Genomic DNA, 14524 nt, shown 5'->3' with positions numbered 1-14524 from the left:
GAACTGTACGGTTTAGTTCAGGTGCGTTAATTTAGTCGCTGGCGGTATGCCTGTCAAATACACATACCGTCGTTCGATACCTTGTTCATCCGCGTATTCGTGTTTGCCGTGTCCTCCTGTAAATCCCCGTCCAAGAAAGCCGAACAGGTACTCGATGCCGCTCGGCGACTGTTCGTCGAGCATGGTTTCGGCGCCACCAATATGGATGCATTGGCCGCCGCCGCCGGTGTCTCCAAGGCGACGATCTATGCGCACTACGAAAGCAAGGAAGTCTTATTCGCGGCGACGGCGCGTCGTGAGTGCCGTCGTGCCGTCGCCCGCATGGCGATCGGCGACGATCTGGTGGCGCATCGCTCGCTGGAGGAGGCGTTGACGCATATCGGCCGAGCCTTTCTCGATACGCTGATGTCGCCGGAGATCGTGGGTCTGCTGCGCATGGTGATCGCCGAATCGACACGTTTCCCCGAACTCGGCCAGATCTATTACGACAGCGCGCCCGGGCAGACGCTGACGAGCGTGACCTGCTATCTCGATCGGGCCCGGCGCCAGGGCTGGTTGATCGATTGCGATACACGCCGCGCAGCCGAGCAGTTTCTGAGCCTGCTACGGGGCGATCTGCATATGCGCATCCTGCTGGGTCAATCGCCCGATGCGGCCGAACGCGACCCGGCCATTGCCGAGGCGGTGGCGACTTTTACCGCACGCTACGCCACCGTTTACCCCACGGATTGAAAGGCGTGCGCCGATCGATGGCCGGGCTCGCGTTCGTGCGGCGCTGGGGTTAGTGTAGCGAGGCCTGTTGTCGCTGTTTCCAAGGATCCCTACATGAGCGCAAGGGCCGACGTTCGGCTTGCCATCGTTATTGCCGCGACGCTCGTCGCCGCGCCCACGGTCGCCTGGAGCGCCGGAAGCGACGCCCCGGCCCCCGCGCGTGCCGAGCAGATCCTGGAGCAGAACCGCCCGTTGGCCAAGCAAGGCGATGCCAGCGCGCAATACAACATGGGCGTGCTGTACGACCGCGGCTATGGCGTCAAGCGCGATTATGCCAAGGCTCGGCAGTGGTACGAGAAGGCTGCGGCCCAGCACTACGCCCGCGCCGAACACAATCTCGGCATCATGTACGAGGCAGGCAAGGGTGTCCCGCGCGATCCAAGCAAGGCGGCACACTGGTTCCGTCGTGGTGCCGACGATGGCCAGACCGCCTCCCAGAACAACCTTGCCGTGCTCTACATGAAAGGCGAGGGCGTGCCTCAGAATACCGGCAAGGCGGCATTCTGGGCGGCCAAGGCGGCGGCTGGCGGCAATAGCGCTGCCATCGATAACCTGCCGCGCATCATCGCCGGCTTGCCGCATATCCATGTCAACGCCGAGAACGTCAACGTTCGCGATCAGCCGAATCGTGAGTCGCGCGTCGTTGGCCACGTCGACAGCGACACGGTGGCCGTTGTGCTCTCGCGCCGGGATCACTGGACTCAGGTTCTCTTGCCGGACGACTACACGTTAGGTTGGGTGGCGAATTTCCTGCTCTCCGATAGCCAGGCCCCGCTGGCCGGCAACGCCATGCCGCAACCGGCGCCGGCATCGTCGAAGCCGGGCCATACCGGATCGATAGCGACGAGCTCGAGCACGCCGGCGCCCAACGCAAACAGCGCCGGCCAGGCTCAAGCGAACGCCGCACCGGCAAAACCGCCGCAGCCGCAGTCGAACCCCGAGCCGACCCAAGCCGAAGCGCCGACTCATGCCAGCGGGAAAGACCTGACGCTCGATCGTCGCTCGGCGCCCGGACCGTCGGCCACCGGTTCGCAGGCGACCACCAAGGCGCCGCCGGAAACAAAGACCGCGTCATCGGCGGAGCCGCCGGCCGCCGGCTCGGAGCCGGCTGATCAATCGAAACAACCAGCCGATCACTCGCAGGCCCAGCCTGAGCCGTCGAGCACGGCGCCCGCGATTGCCGCGTCCAAGACGTCCGCCACGCCGAAGCAGGCGTCGGCTGGCGCCTCGCACCCGGCTGGCAAGACAACGGCGCCGGCCAAGGCGACGCCGAAGGCGCCATCGGCGAGCAAGAAGTCGACGCCGGCGCCGACCCACGCCACCGTGGGCGTCGACGCGGCCAATCTGCGCGCCAAGGCCGCCGGCGGGGCCCGGGTGGTCGGTCAGTTGCATCGCGGCGATCGGGTCAAGTTGCTCGACGAGCACAATGGCTGGCGTTATGTCCGCACCCCGGGCGGCATGAAGGGCTGGGTCGCGGGTTATCTGCTCGTTTCGCAGTAAAGACCGAGCTCCGTGATTCGCGGCATGTAACTGGCGACGGCACGGCATTGCTGTCGCAGCCCCCGCGGGGCTGTTTCCTCCATGACCAAAAAAAAGCCGCTCGATAAGAGCGGCTTTGATCACGCTTCAACACGCGTTTATGGGCATCAATCCGCGATCGGCGGCGTCGGCCGAATCAGGATTTCGTTGACGTCCACATGCGCCGGTTGCGACAGCGCGTACATGACCGAGGCCGCGATGTCTCGATCGGTCAAGGCATGCTCGGGTTTTTCGTCGAAGAAAGGCGTATCCACCATCCCCGGCTCGATCAGCGTCGTACGAACGCCGGTGCCGCGGAGTTCTTCGCGAACGCCATAGCCAATGGCCGACACCGCCCACTTGGTGGCGCTGTACATCGACCCGGGAATGGTAACGCGTCCGGCGGCTGAACCGGTGATCAGCAAGTGGCCACGGCTGGCCTTGAGCGCGGGGGCCGTGCACTGGATCGTCAGGCCGACACCGTAGACGTTGGTCAGGATCATGTCCTTCCAGACGTCGCTATCGGCGCCGGTGAAACCACCGGGCTTGCCGCCAATGCCGGCGTTGGCGAACACCGCGTCGATACGGCCGAAGCGTTCCAGCGTCGTGTCGACCATGGCCTGTTGCGAGGCCTTGTCGGTCACGTCGCATGCGACGGCCATCGCATGGGCTTCACCGCCGAGTTCCTCGACCAGATCGTCCAGCTTGGAGGCGGTACGCGCGGCCAGGGCCACGCGCCAGCCATCGGCCACGGCCGCGCGGGCCGTAGCCGCGCCGATGCCGGTCGACCCGCCGGTAATGAGAAGCACTGCGTCACTCATTTTCGACTCCCGAGCCGATTCCGAAGCGCGATCGCCGGCTTCGATTATTCGTGCGTGTGGTTTTCGTCGTGCACGTGTCCGTGCTCGATCTCGGTGTCGGTCGCCGGCCGGATGCCCGCTACGTTCACCGTGAAGTCCAGCGTCTGGCCGGCCAGCACGTGGTTACCGTCGACCGTGACTTCGTCGCCCTCGACTTCCTTGATCGTGACGATCATCGGGCCAGCGTCGGATTCGGCACGGAAGCTCATGCCCGGGGCAAGTTCGTCCACGCCCTGGAACGCTTCGCGGTTGACCTTCTGAACCAGTTCTTCGCGATAGGGGCCGTAGCCTTCTTCGGGCTCGACCGTCGCGCGAACCTCGTCGCCTTCGGCATGGCCTTCGATGGCTTTTTCCAGGCCGGGCACGATGTTTTCGTGGCCGTGCAGATAGGAAAGCGGTTGTCCTTCGGCGGACTGATCGATCACTTCGCCCTCGGTATCGCGCAGGACGTAGTGAATGCTGACGACGTTGTCGCGCTGCGCTTGCATATTGGCCTCTTTGATTCTGAGTGCTTTATTCGTGAGCGATCAAACGTTGCGACGATTGCGGAAAATACAATGCCGGATCGTCAATTCGATGGTTGTCGCCTTCGGGCGAACGACAAGTCGTGGCATAAAAAGCCGGGCGTAATATCGCCCGGCTTGGGCGCTGCCATCGCGCCAATCAGCCGTCCAGGGCCGCGGTGAGGGTGATCTCGGCGCCCTTGAACAGCCGCGAGACCGGGCAGGCATCCTTGGCCTTGTTCGCCGTCTGCCGGAAGGTCTCTTCGTCGATACCCGGTACCTTGCCGTGACAGATCAGATCGATCTGCGTGATGGTCGGCGTATCGTCGAGCGAGAAGTGCACTTTCGCCTCGGTCTGGATCGAATCGGGCGTATGACCGTCGGCGGCGAGCATGGCGGAGAACTGCATCGAGAAACAGCCGGCATGGGCCGCGCCGAGCAGTTCTTCCGGATTGGTCCCGTTGCCTTCCTCGAAGCGGGTCTTGTACGAGAACTGGCCTTCATAGGCGCCGCTGCCGAGCGCCATGTTGCCTTTGCCGGATTTCAGGTCGCCCTGCCATTGAGCATTGGCCTTGCGTACGGGCATCGATTGCTCCTTTGCGTTTTCGATGTACCGCCACGAATCTACGTCGCGCGTGTTGCGAAGACAAGATGAATCCGTATCCGGACGCCGGTCGCAGATGGCCCAGGCGGCCTTTGCAATCCGCCGAATTCCTGATTTGTGGAGCTCTTCTGATACTGCTAGTTTCAAAAATACGACTCGATAATGCGGGCATCGCCAAAAATAATGAGCGACACGACCGACGACAGTTTTTCCGTCGATAACGACGACGTACAGCGCGCGGTCATGGCGGCCGCCATGGGCAACGCGCTGGAGTGGTTCGACTTCAGCGTGTATTCCTACATGGCGGCCACTATCGGCAGCGTGTTCTTTCCGTCACACAGCCAGTCGGCCTCGTTGCTGGCGGCCTTCGCCGGCTTTGCCGTGGCCTTCATGGTGCGGCCGCTTGGCGGCCTGTTCTTTGGCCCCTTGGGCGACAAGGTCGGACGCTCGGCGGTGCTGGCCACCACCATCATCCTGATGTCGATCGGCACGTTCGCGATCGGCGTTCTGCCCAGCTTCGAGAGTATTGGTATCTGGGCCCCGATACTGCTGGTACTGGCGCGTCTGGTGCAGGGGTTTTCTACCGGCGGCGAGTATGGCGGGGCCGCGACCTTCATCTGTGAGTATTCGCCCGACAAGAACCGCGGCTTTCTGGCCAGCTTTCTCGAGTTCGGCACGCTGGGCGGCTACATCATCGGCGCGCTACTGGTGCTGTGCACGCAGCTGCTGATGGGCGACGCCGCCTTCCATAGCTGGGGCTGGCGTATCCCGTTCCTGTTTGCCGCGCCTCTGGGGCTGTTTGGCCTGTATCTGCGGCTCAAGCTGGAAGACAGCCCGGCCTTCGAAGCCGTCAAGGAAGAGGGCAAGGCCAAGGGATCGCTCGGTGAAGTGGTGTCCAATCACCTGCGCCAGCTGATTCTGTGCATGGGCCTGGTGCTTATCCTCAACGTGGCCTATTACGCAATTCTGACTTACCTGCCGTCGTATCTGACCACCGAGCTGAAAATTGGCTCGATCGAATCGACCCTACTCCTCGTGGTGACGATGGTCGGCATGATGTGCGTGATCTATCTGTTCGGCGGTCTGTGCGACAGGGTGGGGCGCAAGCCGGTTCTGGTCGGGGCCTGCATTGGCTTTATTCTGCTGTCCTATCCGGCTTTTGCCATGCTGCAGACCACGCAGGTCTGGGGCATCGTGGCCGGTCTGGTGATCCTCGGCCTGCTGACCGTGTCTCTGGCAGGTAGCATGCCTTCGACGCTACCGGCGATTTTTCCGACCAACGTCCGTTATGGCGGGTTCGCGATCGCCTACAACATCTCGACTGCCTTGTTCGGCGGCACGGCGCCGTATGTCATCCAGTGGTTGATCGGCGTGACCGGAAATAAGTCGGTACCGGCGTTTTATCTGATGACGGCCGCGGCCGTCGCGCTGATTCCGATATTGCTGATACCGGAAACCGCTCGCCGGCCGCTGCCGGGCTCGAAGGCGCAATATGCCGGCGGTAGCGGACCGCGCAAGGAGCCGGCGCCTGCCGCTTGATTCTGCGTCGTACGACGCGTCTGACAAAAACCGCCGCCGGAGCACTCCGGCGGCGGTTTTTTATGCCCGTTGTCGCGGGCGGATTAAGGGTGTGTCGTCATGCGACGGCGTATCTAGTGTTCGTAAATCATCTTGCGGGTCATGCCGCCATCGGCGACCAGAGTCTGTCCGGTGATGAAGGCGGCGTCGGCACTGGCCAGGAACGCGACAATGCCGGCGATATCTTCTCCGCGGCCGACGCGGCCGGTCGGATGCTGGGCGTGATCGATCTCGCGCAACGGCTCGGGGGTGTCGGCGCCGGTCTGCTCGCTGCGCACGTCGATCCAGCCGGGCGCCACGGCATTGACCCGAATGTCCGGCCCAAGGCTGATGGCCAAGGCATGGGTTAATGCGTGAATGCCGCCCTTGGACGCCGCATACGCTTCGGTTTGCGGCTCGGATTGGTAGGCGCGACTGGATGCCATGTTCACGATCGTGGCGTTTTGGCTGCTGGACCGCAGTAGCGGGACGGTGTGCTTAACGACCAGGAAAAAGCCGGTGAGATTGACGTCGATCACCCGCTGCCAGTCGGCCAGGGCGAGCGCATCGATCGGCCCGTTGAAAGGCCCCGAGATGCCGGCGTTGTTGACCACAAGATCGAGCCGGCCGTGCTGCTGTTTGATGGCTTGGGCCGCGGCGGCGACATCGTCCTCGCAGGACACATCGGCGACGATCGTATGCACCCGCGTCGTCTGCGTGGCGTCGACGCCGGCGGCCAGGTCGTCCAGCGCGCCCTGGTCGTGGTCAAGACACCACACGATATGCCCGTCGGCGAGCAAACGACGTGTAATGGCTCGGCCGATGCCCTGCGCGGCGCCGGTGACGAGACAGATCTTATCGGGAGCTGACATGCGGAAATATGGGGTGAACTCTGGTGTCGGATGATGCGCCGCCAGACAGACAAAAAAAACCCGCCGGTATTGCGGCGGGTTTCCTCGTTGCCGACAGGCAGCCGGCTAGCCATCGTCGGGTTCCGACTAGTCGTTGTCGGTCGCATCCTTGGCTTTGTCCGCGGCGTCGTCGGCTGCATCCGAAGCCTTGTCGCCGGCATCTTCCATGGCGTCGGAAGTATTATCGGCGGCGTTATCGATTTTCTGGCCCGCTTTTTCCGCCGGACCATCATCGTTGTCACAGGCCGCCAGCGTCAGCGTGGTCAGGCCGAGAATCGCGGCGATCAGCAACGTCGAAATCTTTTTATTCACGTTTTCTCCTGAATATAGGATGAACCCCCGGAGGCTGAATTCATTTTTGGCCCCCGATAGACGACATTTTAGCCTACGCGTGCCTTGATACTTTCTGAATAAGGGGCTTTGGGGATTGATCTGTCGCGTCCGATCTGTTCGGCCTCACCAACCATTGGATTCCGGCCCCCTCTGGTACGCCTACGATTTGCGGTCCAGCATGGGGAAAGTTCAACAAGCTATGGCGGTCGGCGTTGCTCCAGGTGGGCGTGACGAGCCATGATCGAGATCTTGCACGGCTTATAGCGCAGCGCCCGTCTCTTGGGCAAAGATCGTCGGAATCTGGATACAACGCATGAAACAACCGCTCAACGGCTACCGCGTCTGCGACCTCACCGCCATGATTTCCGGGCCGTTGGCCACCATGCAGTTGGCGGATCAAGGGGCGGATGTCATCAAGATCGAACGTCCGGGCGTGGGTGACTACACGCGACTGGCCTCCAATCGACGCGCCGGCATGTCAGCCAGTTTTCTCAACAACAATCGCAACAAGCGCTCGGTCGCGCTCGATATCAAACACCCGGAGGGACTGGAGGCGCTCAAGCGGATCGCGGCCACCTCGGATGTGTTCGTACAGAACTTCCGCCCCGGGGTGGCCGAGCGGATCGGCATCGGCGAACAGGCGATTCGCGGCGTAGCGCCGGACATCATCTATGTCTCGATCAGCGGTTTTGGCGAGAACGGGCCCTACGCCACCAAGCCGGTCTACGATCCGCTGGTTCAGGCGCTGTCGGGGCTCGCCAGCATTCAGGGCGGGGCAGACACGGCGCGTCCGCGACTCGTCCGCACCATCGTGCCCGACAAACTCACCGGTTATGTAGCGGCTCAGGCGATTACTGCGGCATTGCTGGCACGAACCAACGGCGGCGCCGGCCAGCATATTCGCGTATCCATGCTGGACGCGGTGATCGATTTCCTCTGGCATTCGGACATGAACAGCCAGACTTTCGTCGGCGACGCGATGGCGCAGTCGGAGGCGGCGAGCTTTATCGATCTGATCTATGAAACCACGACGGATTACATCAGCGTCGCGGTGCAGACCGACGATCAGTGGCATGCGCTGACCGAAGCGCTCGAGACGCCGCACTGGCGCGACGACCCGCGCTTCGCCACGCCGGCCGATCGCCAGGATCATATCGATGCGCGGCTGGAGCTGACGCAGTCGCGGCTGCGCGAGGCGAGTGCCGAATACTGGCTCGAACGTCTGGAAGAATACGGCGTGCCGTGTGCGCCGGTGTTGACCCGTTCGGATCTCATCGATCATCCGCAGATCCGGGCCAACGATATCCTGCTGGAAACCGAGCACGATATCGCGGGGCGATTGCGCCAGGCGCGGCCGGCCGCGCGTTTTTCGGGCGTTGAAGAAACGCCGGTACGCGGTGCCCCGCCGCTCGCGGCCGACACGCGTACGGTACTGGCCGACGTCGGCTACGACGACGCCACGATCGACGCGTTGATCGAAACCGGCGCGGCGGCCAGCGCCGACGCGGGAGGTGAGGAGTGATCGATTTCTACTATTGGCCCACGCCGAATGGCTGGAAGATCTCGATCCTGCTGGAAGAGCTCGGCGTGGCGTACCGGACCGTGCCAGTCGATATCAACGCCGGCGATCAATTCGATCCCGAGTTTCTGGCGATTTCGCCCAACAATCGCATGCCGGCGATCGTCGATCACGAGCCTACGGCCGAATACGGCCCGGGCGCGGTTTCGGTATTCGAGTCGGGCGCGATCGCGCGCTATCTGGCCATCAAGACCGGCCGGTTCTATCCACCGGACGCGCGTCTGCGTACCGAGATCGACGAATGGCTGTTCTGGCAGGTGGGCAACCTGGGCCCGATGGGCGGCCAGATGAGCCACTATGTCAATTATGCGCCGGGCGATCATCCGTACTCGGAGCGGCGTTATCGCAACGAGTATCATCGCTGCCTCGGCGTGCTGGAGCGTCGGCTGGCCGAGCGCGACTATCTGGTCGGCGACACCTACACGATCGCTGATATCGTCAACTGGCCCTGGGTACTCATCGCCAAGGCCATGGGCCAACCGCTGGATGATTTTCCGTGCGTGGCGGCCTGGCGCGCACGCGTGAAGCAGCGCCCGGCGGTTCAGCGCGGCGTGGATCTGGGCAAGCAGTGGCGGGGCGGGCAACCCAAAAACGAAGCGGCCCGCCGCCGTTTGTTCGAGCAGACGGCAAACACGGCCGCGACGCCTTCGCGCGAGTGAGCGCGACCAGTACAATTCCCGGCTTCGTTACGCCCTCCAGGAGAAAGAGCTCGTGTTCGCGTTCATCAAGGCTTTTGTCGCTGGGCTCATCGCCATTGTCGTGTTCAATCAGGGCGCGCTCTGGTTGATCGATCGCGCGGGGTTTGCTCAGGTTGCGACCTGGAGTACCCAGGGTCTTATGCATACCGATGTTCCCGTCATCGCCTGGCAGGCGCTCTGGGGCGGGCTTTGGGGCTTGGTGATCTGGCTGCTCATACGCCGAGCCGAGGCCGCTGGCTACTATGTCGGCGCCATCATCCTCGGGGCTGTACTGCTGACGGGCGTGGCGTTGGCGGTAACGCCGTGGCTGGGCATGGGCCTGTTCGGCGTATTGCTCGTGGGTTATTCGATGAATGCGATCGGTGTCGCGCTCGCCGCGAACGCGGCCTACGGGCTCGGATTCGCGTTGCTGATGCGCCTTTTCCATCCGCCGCGCTGAATTGATGGTCCGAGTCTGAGCCAACAGGCTCGTGGCGACCGCGTGCCGACGCCTCGCGACACATGGCCTCGATCCGCGACGGATTTCATAACGGAAAGCGCCCGAAGCGTCTGCGCCGGGCGCGGCGTGACGCTTGTTTCAACCGCCCGGCCGTATCTCGATGCGGGCCGATGCCGTCAGGCGGCGGCCACGAACTTGCGCGGCAGACGGAGCATGAAGCAGGTCGGGTCGCTACCGCCCCGTCCGTGATGCACGAGATACAGGTCGCCGCCGTGGCTGCGGGCCAGAGAGCGGCTCACGCTCAGACCGAGGCCAAGACCGTTGCTCTTGGTCGTGGTGAACGGGGAAAATAATTCGACATCCTCAGCGATGCCGCCCCCGTTGTCGGCCACATAGATGTCGACCCGTGCATCGTTCGTGTTATCGACGGTTAGCGTAATGCGGCGATTGTCGGTCGCGACCGAGGATTGGGCCAGGGCTTCGATCGCATTGCTGATGAGATTGCGCAATACCTGCTGGGTGAAGACGCGGTCCATCGGCAGTTCGATATTGGATAGTTCGAGCTGATTGGGCCAGCAGAACAAGACACGCTCGGCGCGGAGGCTGGGTTCGAGCAGGTCGCGGACTTCGCTCAACACCGGGAAGAGCGACTGCTGGTTGATGGTCGGGCGTCCTTCCCGCGCGAAATCGCGCAGATGACGGATGATCGCGGAAGCACGCTGGATCTGATAGTCGGCTCGTACCAGCAGATCGGTTTCGGCGCTGCCTTCGTCGCGGGCGACCGTCAGGGCCCGGGTCACGAAATTACGGGCCGAGGTCAGCGGCTGCCCCAGGTCGTGCGCCAGCCCGGTGCCCAACGAGGCAAATACGCTGATGCGTTCGCGCATGGCGATCAGGTTCTGCAGCTCGTTCATTCGATCCTGACTTTCAACTTCGTCGGTCAGGTCGATGGCGAAGCCGGCCAGACGATAAATCTCGCCCGAGCTGTCGTACACCGGAAAGGCGCGATCGCGAATCCAGCGGACTTCGCCGTCCGGCCGATTGATCCGGAAAGTCTCGTCATAAAGGCCCTTGGCGGCGTCGCGCTTGAACGCCTTTAAAACGCGGTCCCGGTCACTCTCATGCACCCAGGCGAGTCGCCGCCCCGGGTCTTCATAGAGGCTGTTACAGGGTTGTCCCCAGATGTGCTCGTACGCAGGGCTGATATAAATCAGCTCGTCGCCGAGGGGGTTGGTCATCCAGAACACTTCTTGAATATGTTCGGCAAGCTCGCGAAAACAGCGGGTTTCGCGTTCTGCCGCGTTGACGCGCTTCTCGCAGTGCGTCAGATCGGAGCGCAGCGACTTGATCTGTTCATGCGCTGTGGCGAGATCTGCAGGCAGCGATGTCGAGGAATTTGGTGTAGATGACATGGGACCGATCGGTTAACGGTGGCGAAATGACCGAGGCGGCCATAAGATATCGGCTTTGCGTACGATCGCCGTGGTTGAACATGGCAGATCGAAGCCGAGCAGCCGGGAGACGCTATGCGTAATGATTTTGCTATCCATATCGTAGATGATGACCCCGGCGTTCGGGAGTCGATGAAAACACTGGTGCGTGGCTCCGAATATCCGGCCTTTTGCTACCCCAGCGCCTCGGCTTTTCTCGATCGTTGCGAATCGGCCACCGGCTGTGCGCTGATTGATCTTCGGCTGCAGGATATGGACGGCATCGCCCTGCAGAAGGAATTGATCGCACGCCAGATTCAAATCGATATCGTGATGATGAGTGCGTACGGCGATATTGAACACGCCGTGGAAGCCATGCGCCTGGGAGCGGTCGACTTTCTCGAAAAACCGTTCGATCCCGACTACCTGCTAAAGCAACTGTACGAGCTTTCGCGGGCCAGCGATACCAACGAACGGCTTCAGCGCGATGCGCGTCAGCGCGCAGCGCTGATCGATACCCTGACACCGCGCGAAAAACAGGTGCTTGGCGGCATCGTCGACGGAAAAGCGAACAAGCAGGTCGCGGCCGATCTAGGCATTAGTGCGCGTACGGTGGAAACACACCGCGTACATATCATGCAAAAGCTTCAGGCCGATTCACTGGCGCATCTTGTGCGCATCTGGCTAGCCGCGGGCGCGCAACAGGAAAGCTAAAAGCGCCAGGTTTCGCACGCCAAAACAAAAAGTTGCCCGGCGTAGTCCGAAAAGCCGCTGATCATTGATCAGCGGCTTTTTTCATCGAGCTATATCTTCGGCCCGCGACCTCGGACTGCGTTGGATATCAACGCCAGTACGAAGAGCACGACAAAGATAAAGAACAGAATCTTAGCGATGCCAGCCGCTCCGGCGGCAATTCCCCCGAAACCGAACACCGCCGCGATAATGGCGATAACGAAAAATACGACAGCCCATCCGAGCATGATCCGCCTCCTTGTTGTTGTGCGGGTTCGAGCGGCCCGGCCGGAATGAATCCAATCATTGAAAATTCATCCCAGCCGGTCGCCCGGCACAGTTTGAGTATCGCGTGGTTTCATGTACGAGGCATGAACCACACGACGTGAAAACGTCTCTTGAGAGAGACGATATCAACCGAGCTGCGAATCGAGATGTTTTTGGATCTCGGAATCGTTCTGGTTGGTCCAGTCCTTGTCGATGGTCGCGGCCACGCGCTGCGACAGCGGGCTGTCGAGATGATCGCGCAGCCGACCGAGAAACTGAGGCGCTGCCACCAGCACCAGCTCGTCGAAGGCATCGTCGTTCAGGCCGGCCTTGAGCTTGCCCACGACCTCCTTGGCGAAGATGTCTTCGTGTTTTTCGCTGGTGCGGGTCTGAGGATCGGCCTGATGACGCCCGTGCGCCGCCGAATCCTCGATCTCGCCTTTGCCTCCGGTTCGCAGATCGCCTTCGTGCTTGCGACTGTCGTCGTGATAGAACGCATTCACGCGCGACAGCGAGCCAGCGTTCTCGCGAGAAAACAGGCGAGCCGCTGCCGCGTCGGCGACCAGAATCCATTGCTTGGCCATGAAACCTCGCTTTGTCGGTGCCACCCGACGGTCGGTCTTAGAACTTGCGTTCGAACTCCTGGAGTTTTTCTTCGGCGGCTTCCTTGGTGTCGCCGTACTTCTCCTGGATCTTGCCAAGCAGGTTTTCGCGCTTGCCGCGAACCTCTTCGACATCGTCGTCGGTGAGACGGCCCAGATGCTCGCGCACCGAGCCTTTCATACGATCCCATTTGCCTTCGAACTGATCGTCGTTCATAGCGAACTCACGGTTGGAAACTGTATGACGAACGCTATCAGCGTGTGGCGAGCACACCATCCGGGCAACTACCTATCGTTTCCAGCAGGCGTATTGCTGCGGCCGGATACCGGCGGATGGTCGCCCGGGCCAGCCATAATCATTAAGCTCGATGTCCACGCTCATCGATGCCCGCGTCATGCCTGAAACCGCCCGCCCTGATATCGCCGACCGATTGTTCGAAGCCCATGTCGCCCATGAGCTGGCGGCCTGGCGCGGCCGCCGCGGCGATAAGCGGCTGGCGCGTCTGGTCGACGCCTTCTGGGATTGGGCCGAACGCACCACGCTGGCCGAGGTGATCGATTGCGATACCGTGCGCGGCGCGGCCGAACGACTGGCGCTGGACCTCGAGCTGCCCGATCAACTGGCGGCCGTCATCGGCAGCATCGCCGACGAACTGGTACGGCTCGACGTCAATCGTGAAACGCGTGTACGCGACGTGATCGATCAGGCGTTGTTCGACGACGGCGTGGCGCTGGCGGTAGAACTGGAAAACCTGCGGGTGCGGCTGATCCAGCGTCTGCTGAAAAGCCCGGTCTACACGGCGCTGGCGTCCGACGTGCTGTATCAGGGCATCAAGGATTATATTTTTTCGGATTCCGGTGCGATTCGGTCGATCCCAGGCGTATCGCGGCTGATCAAAGGGTCGTCGAGTGCGGTCAGCCGTCGCATGCCGGGCCTCGAGGCACAGGTCGAGAGCCGGGTGAAAGCCTATATCGAGGCCAACACCGCGCGCACGCTCGCGCGTACTGAAGCGTTGTTGCTCGATTCACTGGACGGCGACCGTCTGCGCGCGCTGGCCGACGAGATCTGGGCCGCGATGGCGGACCAGCCCTTGTCCATCGCCGATGCCGTGGCCTCGCACGAGCTCCAGCGGCTGGTCGATTATGGCCTGCAGGTCTGGCGCTCGCTGCGCGAGACCGAATATCTCGGCGTTATGATCGACCAGGGCGTGCAGGCGTATTTCGCCCGACACGGCGACGATACGCTGGCCGAGCTGATGGGCCATGTCGGTATCGATCGCCAGGTCGTGGCCGACGAAGTGGCCGCGCTGGCGCCTGACCTGATCGCCGGACTGGCCGACACCGGCCTGCTCGAGACGCTGGTGCGCGACCAGCTGGCCGATTTCTATGGCTCGAAAGAATTCGCCAAGGCGCTGGGCTAGGGCGTGTTGAGGTTTCGTGCGAGTCCGTGCCAAGCGCTCCCTGAAAATTAACTAGGGGCGGCAAGACGAGGCGTAGCGAACGTGGCGTAGTGGACATACGCGAGAGAGCTATAACGCTGTATTGCCGTCGTGTCGTTAATTTAAGGGCGCTTGTCCCTTCGGGTTGGGCCGCCCATTAAAAATTAACCAGGGGCGCCCTGCGGCGTTGCGAGTCTGGGTCGTGGCACGCCACGACCCAGACTCGCGCCTTGCCGGACACGATTTGCGGACGCCAACGCGGCGCTCGCACGAAACCTCAA

General features: G+C 62.2%; 17 protein-coding genes. 8 read left to right on the top strand and 9 right to left on the bottom strand.

What is annotated here, in order from left to right:
• The first annotated feature begins 81 nt into the window (after positions 1–81).
• Both C41B8_RS06110 and C41B8_RS19460 read left to right on the top strand, forming a co-directional pair.
• A complete protein-coding gene (locus C41B8_RS06110) occupies positions 82–732 on the top strand; it encodes a TetR/AcrR family transcriptional regulator (RefSeq protein ID WP_051883162.1) in 651 nt (216 codons plus the stop codon).
• A gap of 93 nt (positions 733–825) precedes the next feature.
• A complete protein-coding gene (locus tag C41B8_RS19460) occupies positions 826–2271 on the top strand; it encodes an SH3 domain-containing protein (protein WP_051883161.1) in 1446 nt (481 codons plus the stop codon).
• 146 nt (positions 2272–2417) lie between these two features.
• Here C41B8_RS19460 and C41B8_RS06100 read toward each other — a convergent pair whose 3' ends face one another.
• From C41B8_RS06100 to C41B8_RS06090, 3 genes are all read right to left on the bottom strand, one after another.
• A complete protein-coding gene (locus C41B8_RS06100) occupies positions 2418–3110 on the bottom strand; it encodes an SDR family oxidoreductase (RefSeq protein WP_037335538.1) in 693 nt (230 codons plus the stop codon).
• A gap of 44 nt (positions 3111–3154) precedes the next feature.
• Positions 3155–3637, bottom strand: coding sequence for an FKBP-type peptidyl-prolyl cis-trans isomerase (locus C41B8_RS06095; protein WP_037335536.1), 483 nt, complete (start codon positions 3635–3637; stop codon positions 3155–3157).
• Positions 3638–3812: 175 nt separating this feature from the next.
• Positions 3813–4238, bottom strand: a complete 426-nt coding sequence (locus C41B8_RS06090) for an OsmC family protein (protein ID WP_037335534.1) — start codon at positions 4236–4238, stop codon at positions 3813–3815.
• A gap of 201 nt (positions 4239–4439) precedes the next feature.
• On the opposite strand from C41B8_RS06090, the gene C41B8_RS06085 reads away from it, so the two are divergent.
• A complete protein-coding gene (locus tag C41B8_RS06085; protein ID WP_051883160.1) occupies positions 4440–5795 on the top strand; it encodes an MFS transporter in 1356 nt (451 codons plus the stop codon).
• Between the two features lie 113 nt (positions 5796–5908).
• Here C41B8_RS06085 and C41B8_RS06080 read toward each other — a convergent pair whose 3' ends face one another.
• A complete protein-coding gene (locus C41B8_RS06080; RefSeq protein ID WP_037335531.1) occupies positions 5909–6685 on the bottom strand; it encodes an SDR family oxidoreductase in 777 nt (258 codons plus the stop codon).
• A 126-nt stretch (positions 6686–6811) separates the two neighbouring features.
• A complete protein-coding gene (locus C41B8_RS06075; protein WP_037335525.1) occupies positions 6812–7036 on the bottom strand; it encodes a hypothetical protein in 225 nt (74 codons plus the stop codon).
• A 334-nt stretch (positions 7037–7370) separates the two neighbouring features.
• Here C41B8_RS06075 and C41B8_RS06070 point away from each other — a divergent pair, with 334 nt between their 5' ends.
• The 3 genes from C41B8_RS06070 to C41B8_RS06060 are packed head-to-tail and all read left to right on the top strand — an operon-like array spanning position 7371 to position 9773.
• Entirely contained in the window at positions 7371–8579 is a 1209-nt protein-coding gene (locus tag C41B8_RS06070; protein ID WP_037335522.1) for a CaiB/BaiF CoA transferase family protein, read from the top strand.
• Positions 8576–9295, top strand: coding sequence for a glutathione S-transferase family protein (locus tag C41B8_RS06065; RefSeq protein WP_037335518.1), 720 nt, complete (start codon positions 8576–8578; stop codon positions 9293–9295). The genes C41B8_RS06070 and C41B8_RS06065 overlap by 4 nt, the downstream gene beginning before the upstream one ends.
• 52 nt (positions 9296–9347) lie before the next feature.
• Entirely contained in the window at positions 9348–9773 is a 426-nt protein-coding gene (locus tag C41B8_RS06060) for a hypothetical protein (protein ID WP_037335517.1), read from the top strand.
• Positions 9774–9949: 176 nt separating this feature from the next.
• Here the strand turns inward: C41B8_RS06060 and C41B8_RS06055 are convergent, their stop codons facing one another.
• Positions 9950–11185 carry a sensor histidine kinase gene (locus C41B8_RS06055; protein ID WP_037335515.1) on the bottom strand — a complete coding sequence of 412 codons (1236 nt, stop codon included), beginning with the start codon at positions 11183–11185 and terminating at the stop codon, positions 9950–9952.
• A gap of 114 nt (positions 11186–11299) precedes the next feature.
• On the opposite strand from C41B8_RS06055, the gene C41B8_RS06050 reads away from it, so the two are divergent.
• The gene (locus C41B8_RS06050) at positions 11300–11917 is read left to right on the top strand and encodes a response regulator transcription factor (protein WP_037335512.1); all 618 of its coding nucleotides are present in this window, start codon (positions 11300–11302) and stop codon (positions 11915–11917) included.
• Positions 11918–12006: 89 nt separating this feature from the next.
• On the opposite strand, the gene C41B8_RS20030 is transcribed toward C41B8_RS06050, so the two are convergent.
• The 3 genes from C41B8_RS20030 to C41B8_RS06035 all read right to left on the bottom strand — a co-directional run bounded on the left by C41B8_RS20030 (position 12007) and on the right by C41B8_RS06035 (position 13021).
• Positions 12007–12183: a DUF1328 domain-containing protein gene (locus C41B8_RS20030; RefSeq protein WP_037335509.1), complete on the bottom strand. Its 177-nt coding sequence runs from the start codon at positions 12181–12183 to the stop codon at positions 12007–12009.
• Positions 12184–12348: 165 nt separating this feature from the next.
• Positions 12349–12786, bottom strand: a complete 438-nt coding sequence (locus tag C41B8_RS06040) for a host attachment protein (RefSeq protein WP_037335756.1) — start codon at positions 12784–12786, stop codon at positions 12349–12351.
• Positions 12787–12823: 37 nt separating this feature from the next.
• Complete coding sequence (locus C41B8_RS06035) at positions 12824–13021, bottom strand: CsbD family protein (RefSeq protein WP_037335506.1); 198 nt, start codon at positions 13019–13021, stop codon at positions 12824–12826.
• Between the two features lie 151 nt (positions 13022–13172).
• Here C41B8_RS06035 and C41B8_RS06030 point away from each other — a divergent pair, with 151 nt between their 5' ends.
• Positions 13173–14225: a hypothetical protein gene (locus C41B8_RS06030; RefSeq protein ID WP_037335504.1), complete on the top strand. Its 1053-nt coding sequence runs from the start codon at positions 13173–13175 to the stop codon at positions 14223–14225.
• The last annotated feature ends 299 nt before the right edge of the window (positions 14226–14524 follow it).

The sequence above is a fragment of the Salinisphaera hydrothermalis C41B8 genome (genome assembly GCF_000732535.1).
GTDB lineage: Bacteria > Pseudomonadota > Gammaproteobacteria > Nevskiales > Salinisphaeraceae > Salinisphaera > Salinisphaera hydrothermalis.
This window is presented reverse-complemented; position numbering and strand designations above follow the sequence as displayed.

What these genes read in the sequence shown, in the direction of transcription:
- C41B8_RS06090 (WP_037335534.1), bottom strand. Translation starts at nt 4,238, where the DNA reads ATGCCCGTACGCAAGGCCAATGCTCAATGGCAGGGCGACCTGAAATCC.
- C41B8_RS06095 (WP_037335536.1), bottom strand. Translation starts at nt 3,637, where the DNA reads ATGCAAGCGCAGCGCGACAACGTCGTCAGCATTCACTACGTCCTGCGC.
- C41B8_RS06035 (WP_037335506.1), bottom strand. Translation starts at nt 13,021, where the DNA reads ATGAACGACGATCAGTTCGAAGGCAAATGGGATCGTATGAAAGGCTCG.
- C41B8_RS06055 (WP_037335515.1), bottom strand. Translation starts at nt 11,185, where the DNA reads ATGTCATCTACACCAAATTCCTCGACATCGCTGCCTGCAGATCTCGCC.
- C41B8_RS06030 (WP_037335504.1), top strand. Translation starts at nt 13,173, where the DNA reads ATGTCCACGCTCATCGATGCCCGCGTCATGCCTGAAACCGCCCGCCCT.
- C41B8_RS06040 (WP_037335756.1), bottom strand. Translation starts at nt 12,786, where the DNA reads ATGGCCAAGCAATGGATTCTGGTCGCCGACGCGGCAGCGGCTCGCCTG.
- C41B8_RS19460 (WP_051883161.1), top strand. Translation starts at nt 826, where the DNA reads ATGAGCGCAAGGGCCGACGTTCGGCTTGCCATCGTTATTGCCGCGACG.
- C41B8_RS06050 (WP_037335512.1), top strand. Translation starts at nt 11,300, where the DNA reads ATGCGTAATGATTTTGCTATCCATATCGTAGATGATGACCCCGGCGTT.
- C41B8_RS06085 (WP_051883160.1), top strand. Translation starts at nt 4,440, where the DNA reads ATGAGCGACACGACCGACGACAGTTTTTCCGTCGATAACGACGACGTA.
- C41B8_RS06080 (WP_037335531.1), bottom strand. Translation starts at nt 6,685, where the DNA reads ATGTCAGCTCCCGATAAGATCTGTCTCGTCACCGGCGCCGCGCAGGGC.
- C41B8_RS20030 (WP_037335509.1), bottom strand. Translation starts at nt 12,183, where the DNA reads ATGCTCGGATGGGCTGTCGTATTTTTCGTTATCGCCATTATCGCGGCG.
- C41B8_RS06070 (WP_037335522.1), top strand. Translation starts at nt 7,371, where the DNA reads ATGAAACAACCGCTCAACGGCTACCGCGTCTGCGACCTCACCGCCATG.
- C41B8_RS06100 (WP_037335538.1), bottom strand. Translation starts at nt 3,110, where the DNA reads ATGAGTGACGCAGTGCTTCTCATTACCGGCGGGTCGACCGGCATCGGC.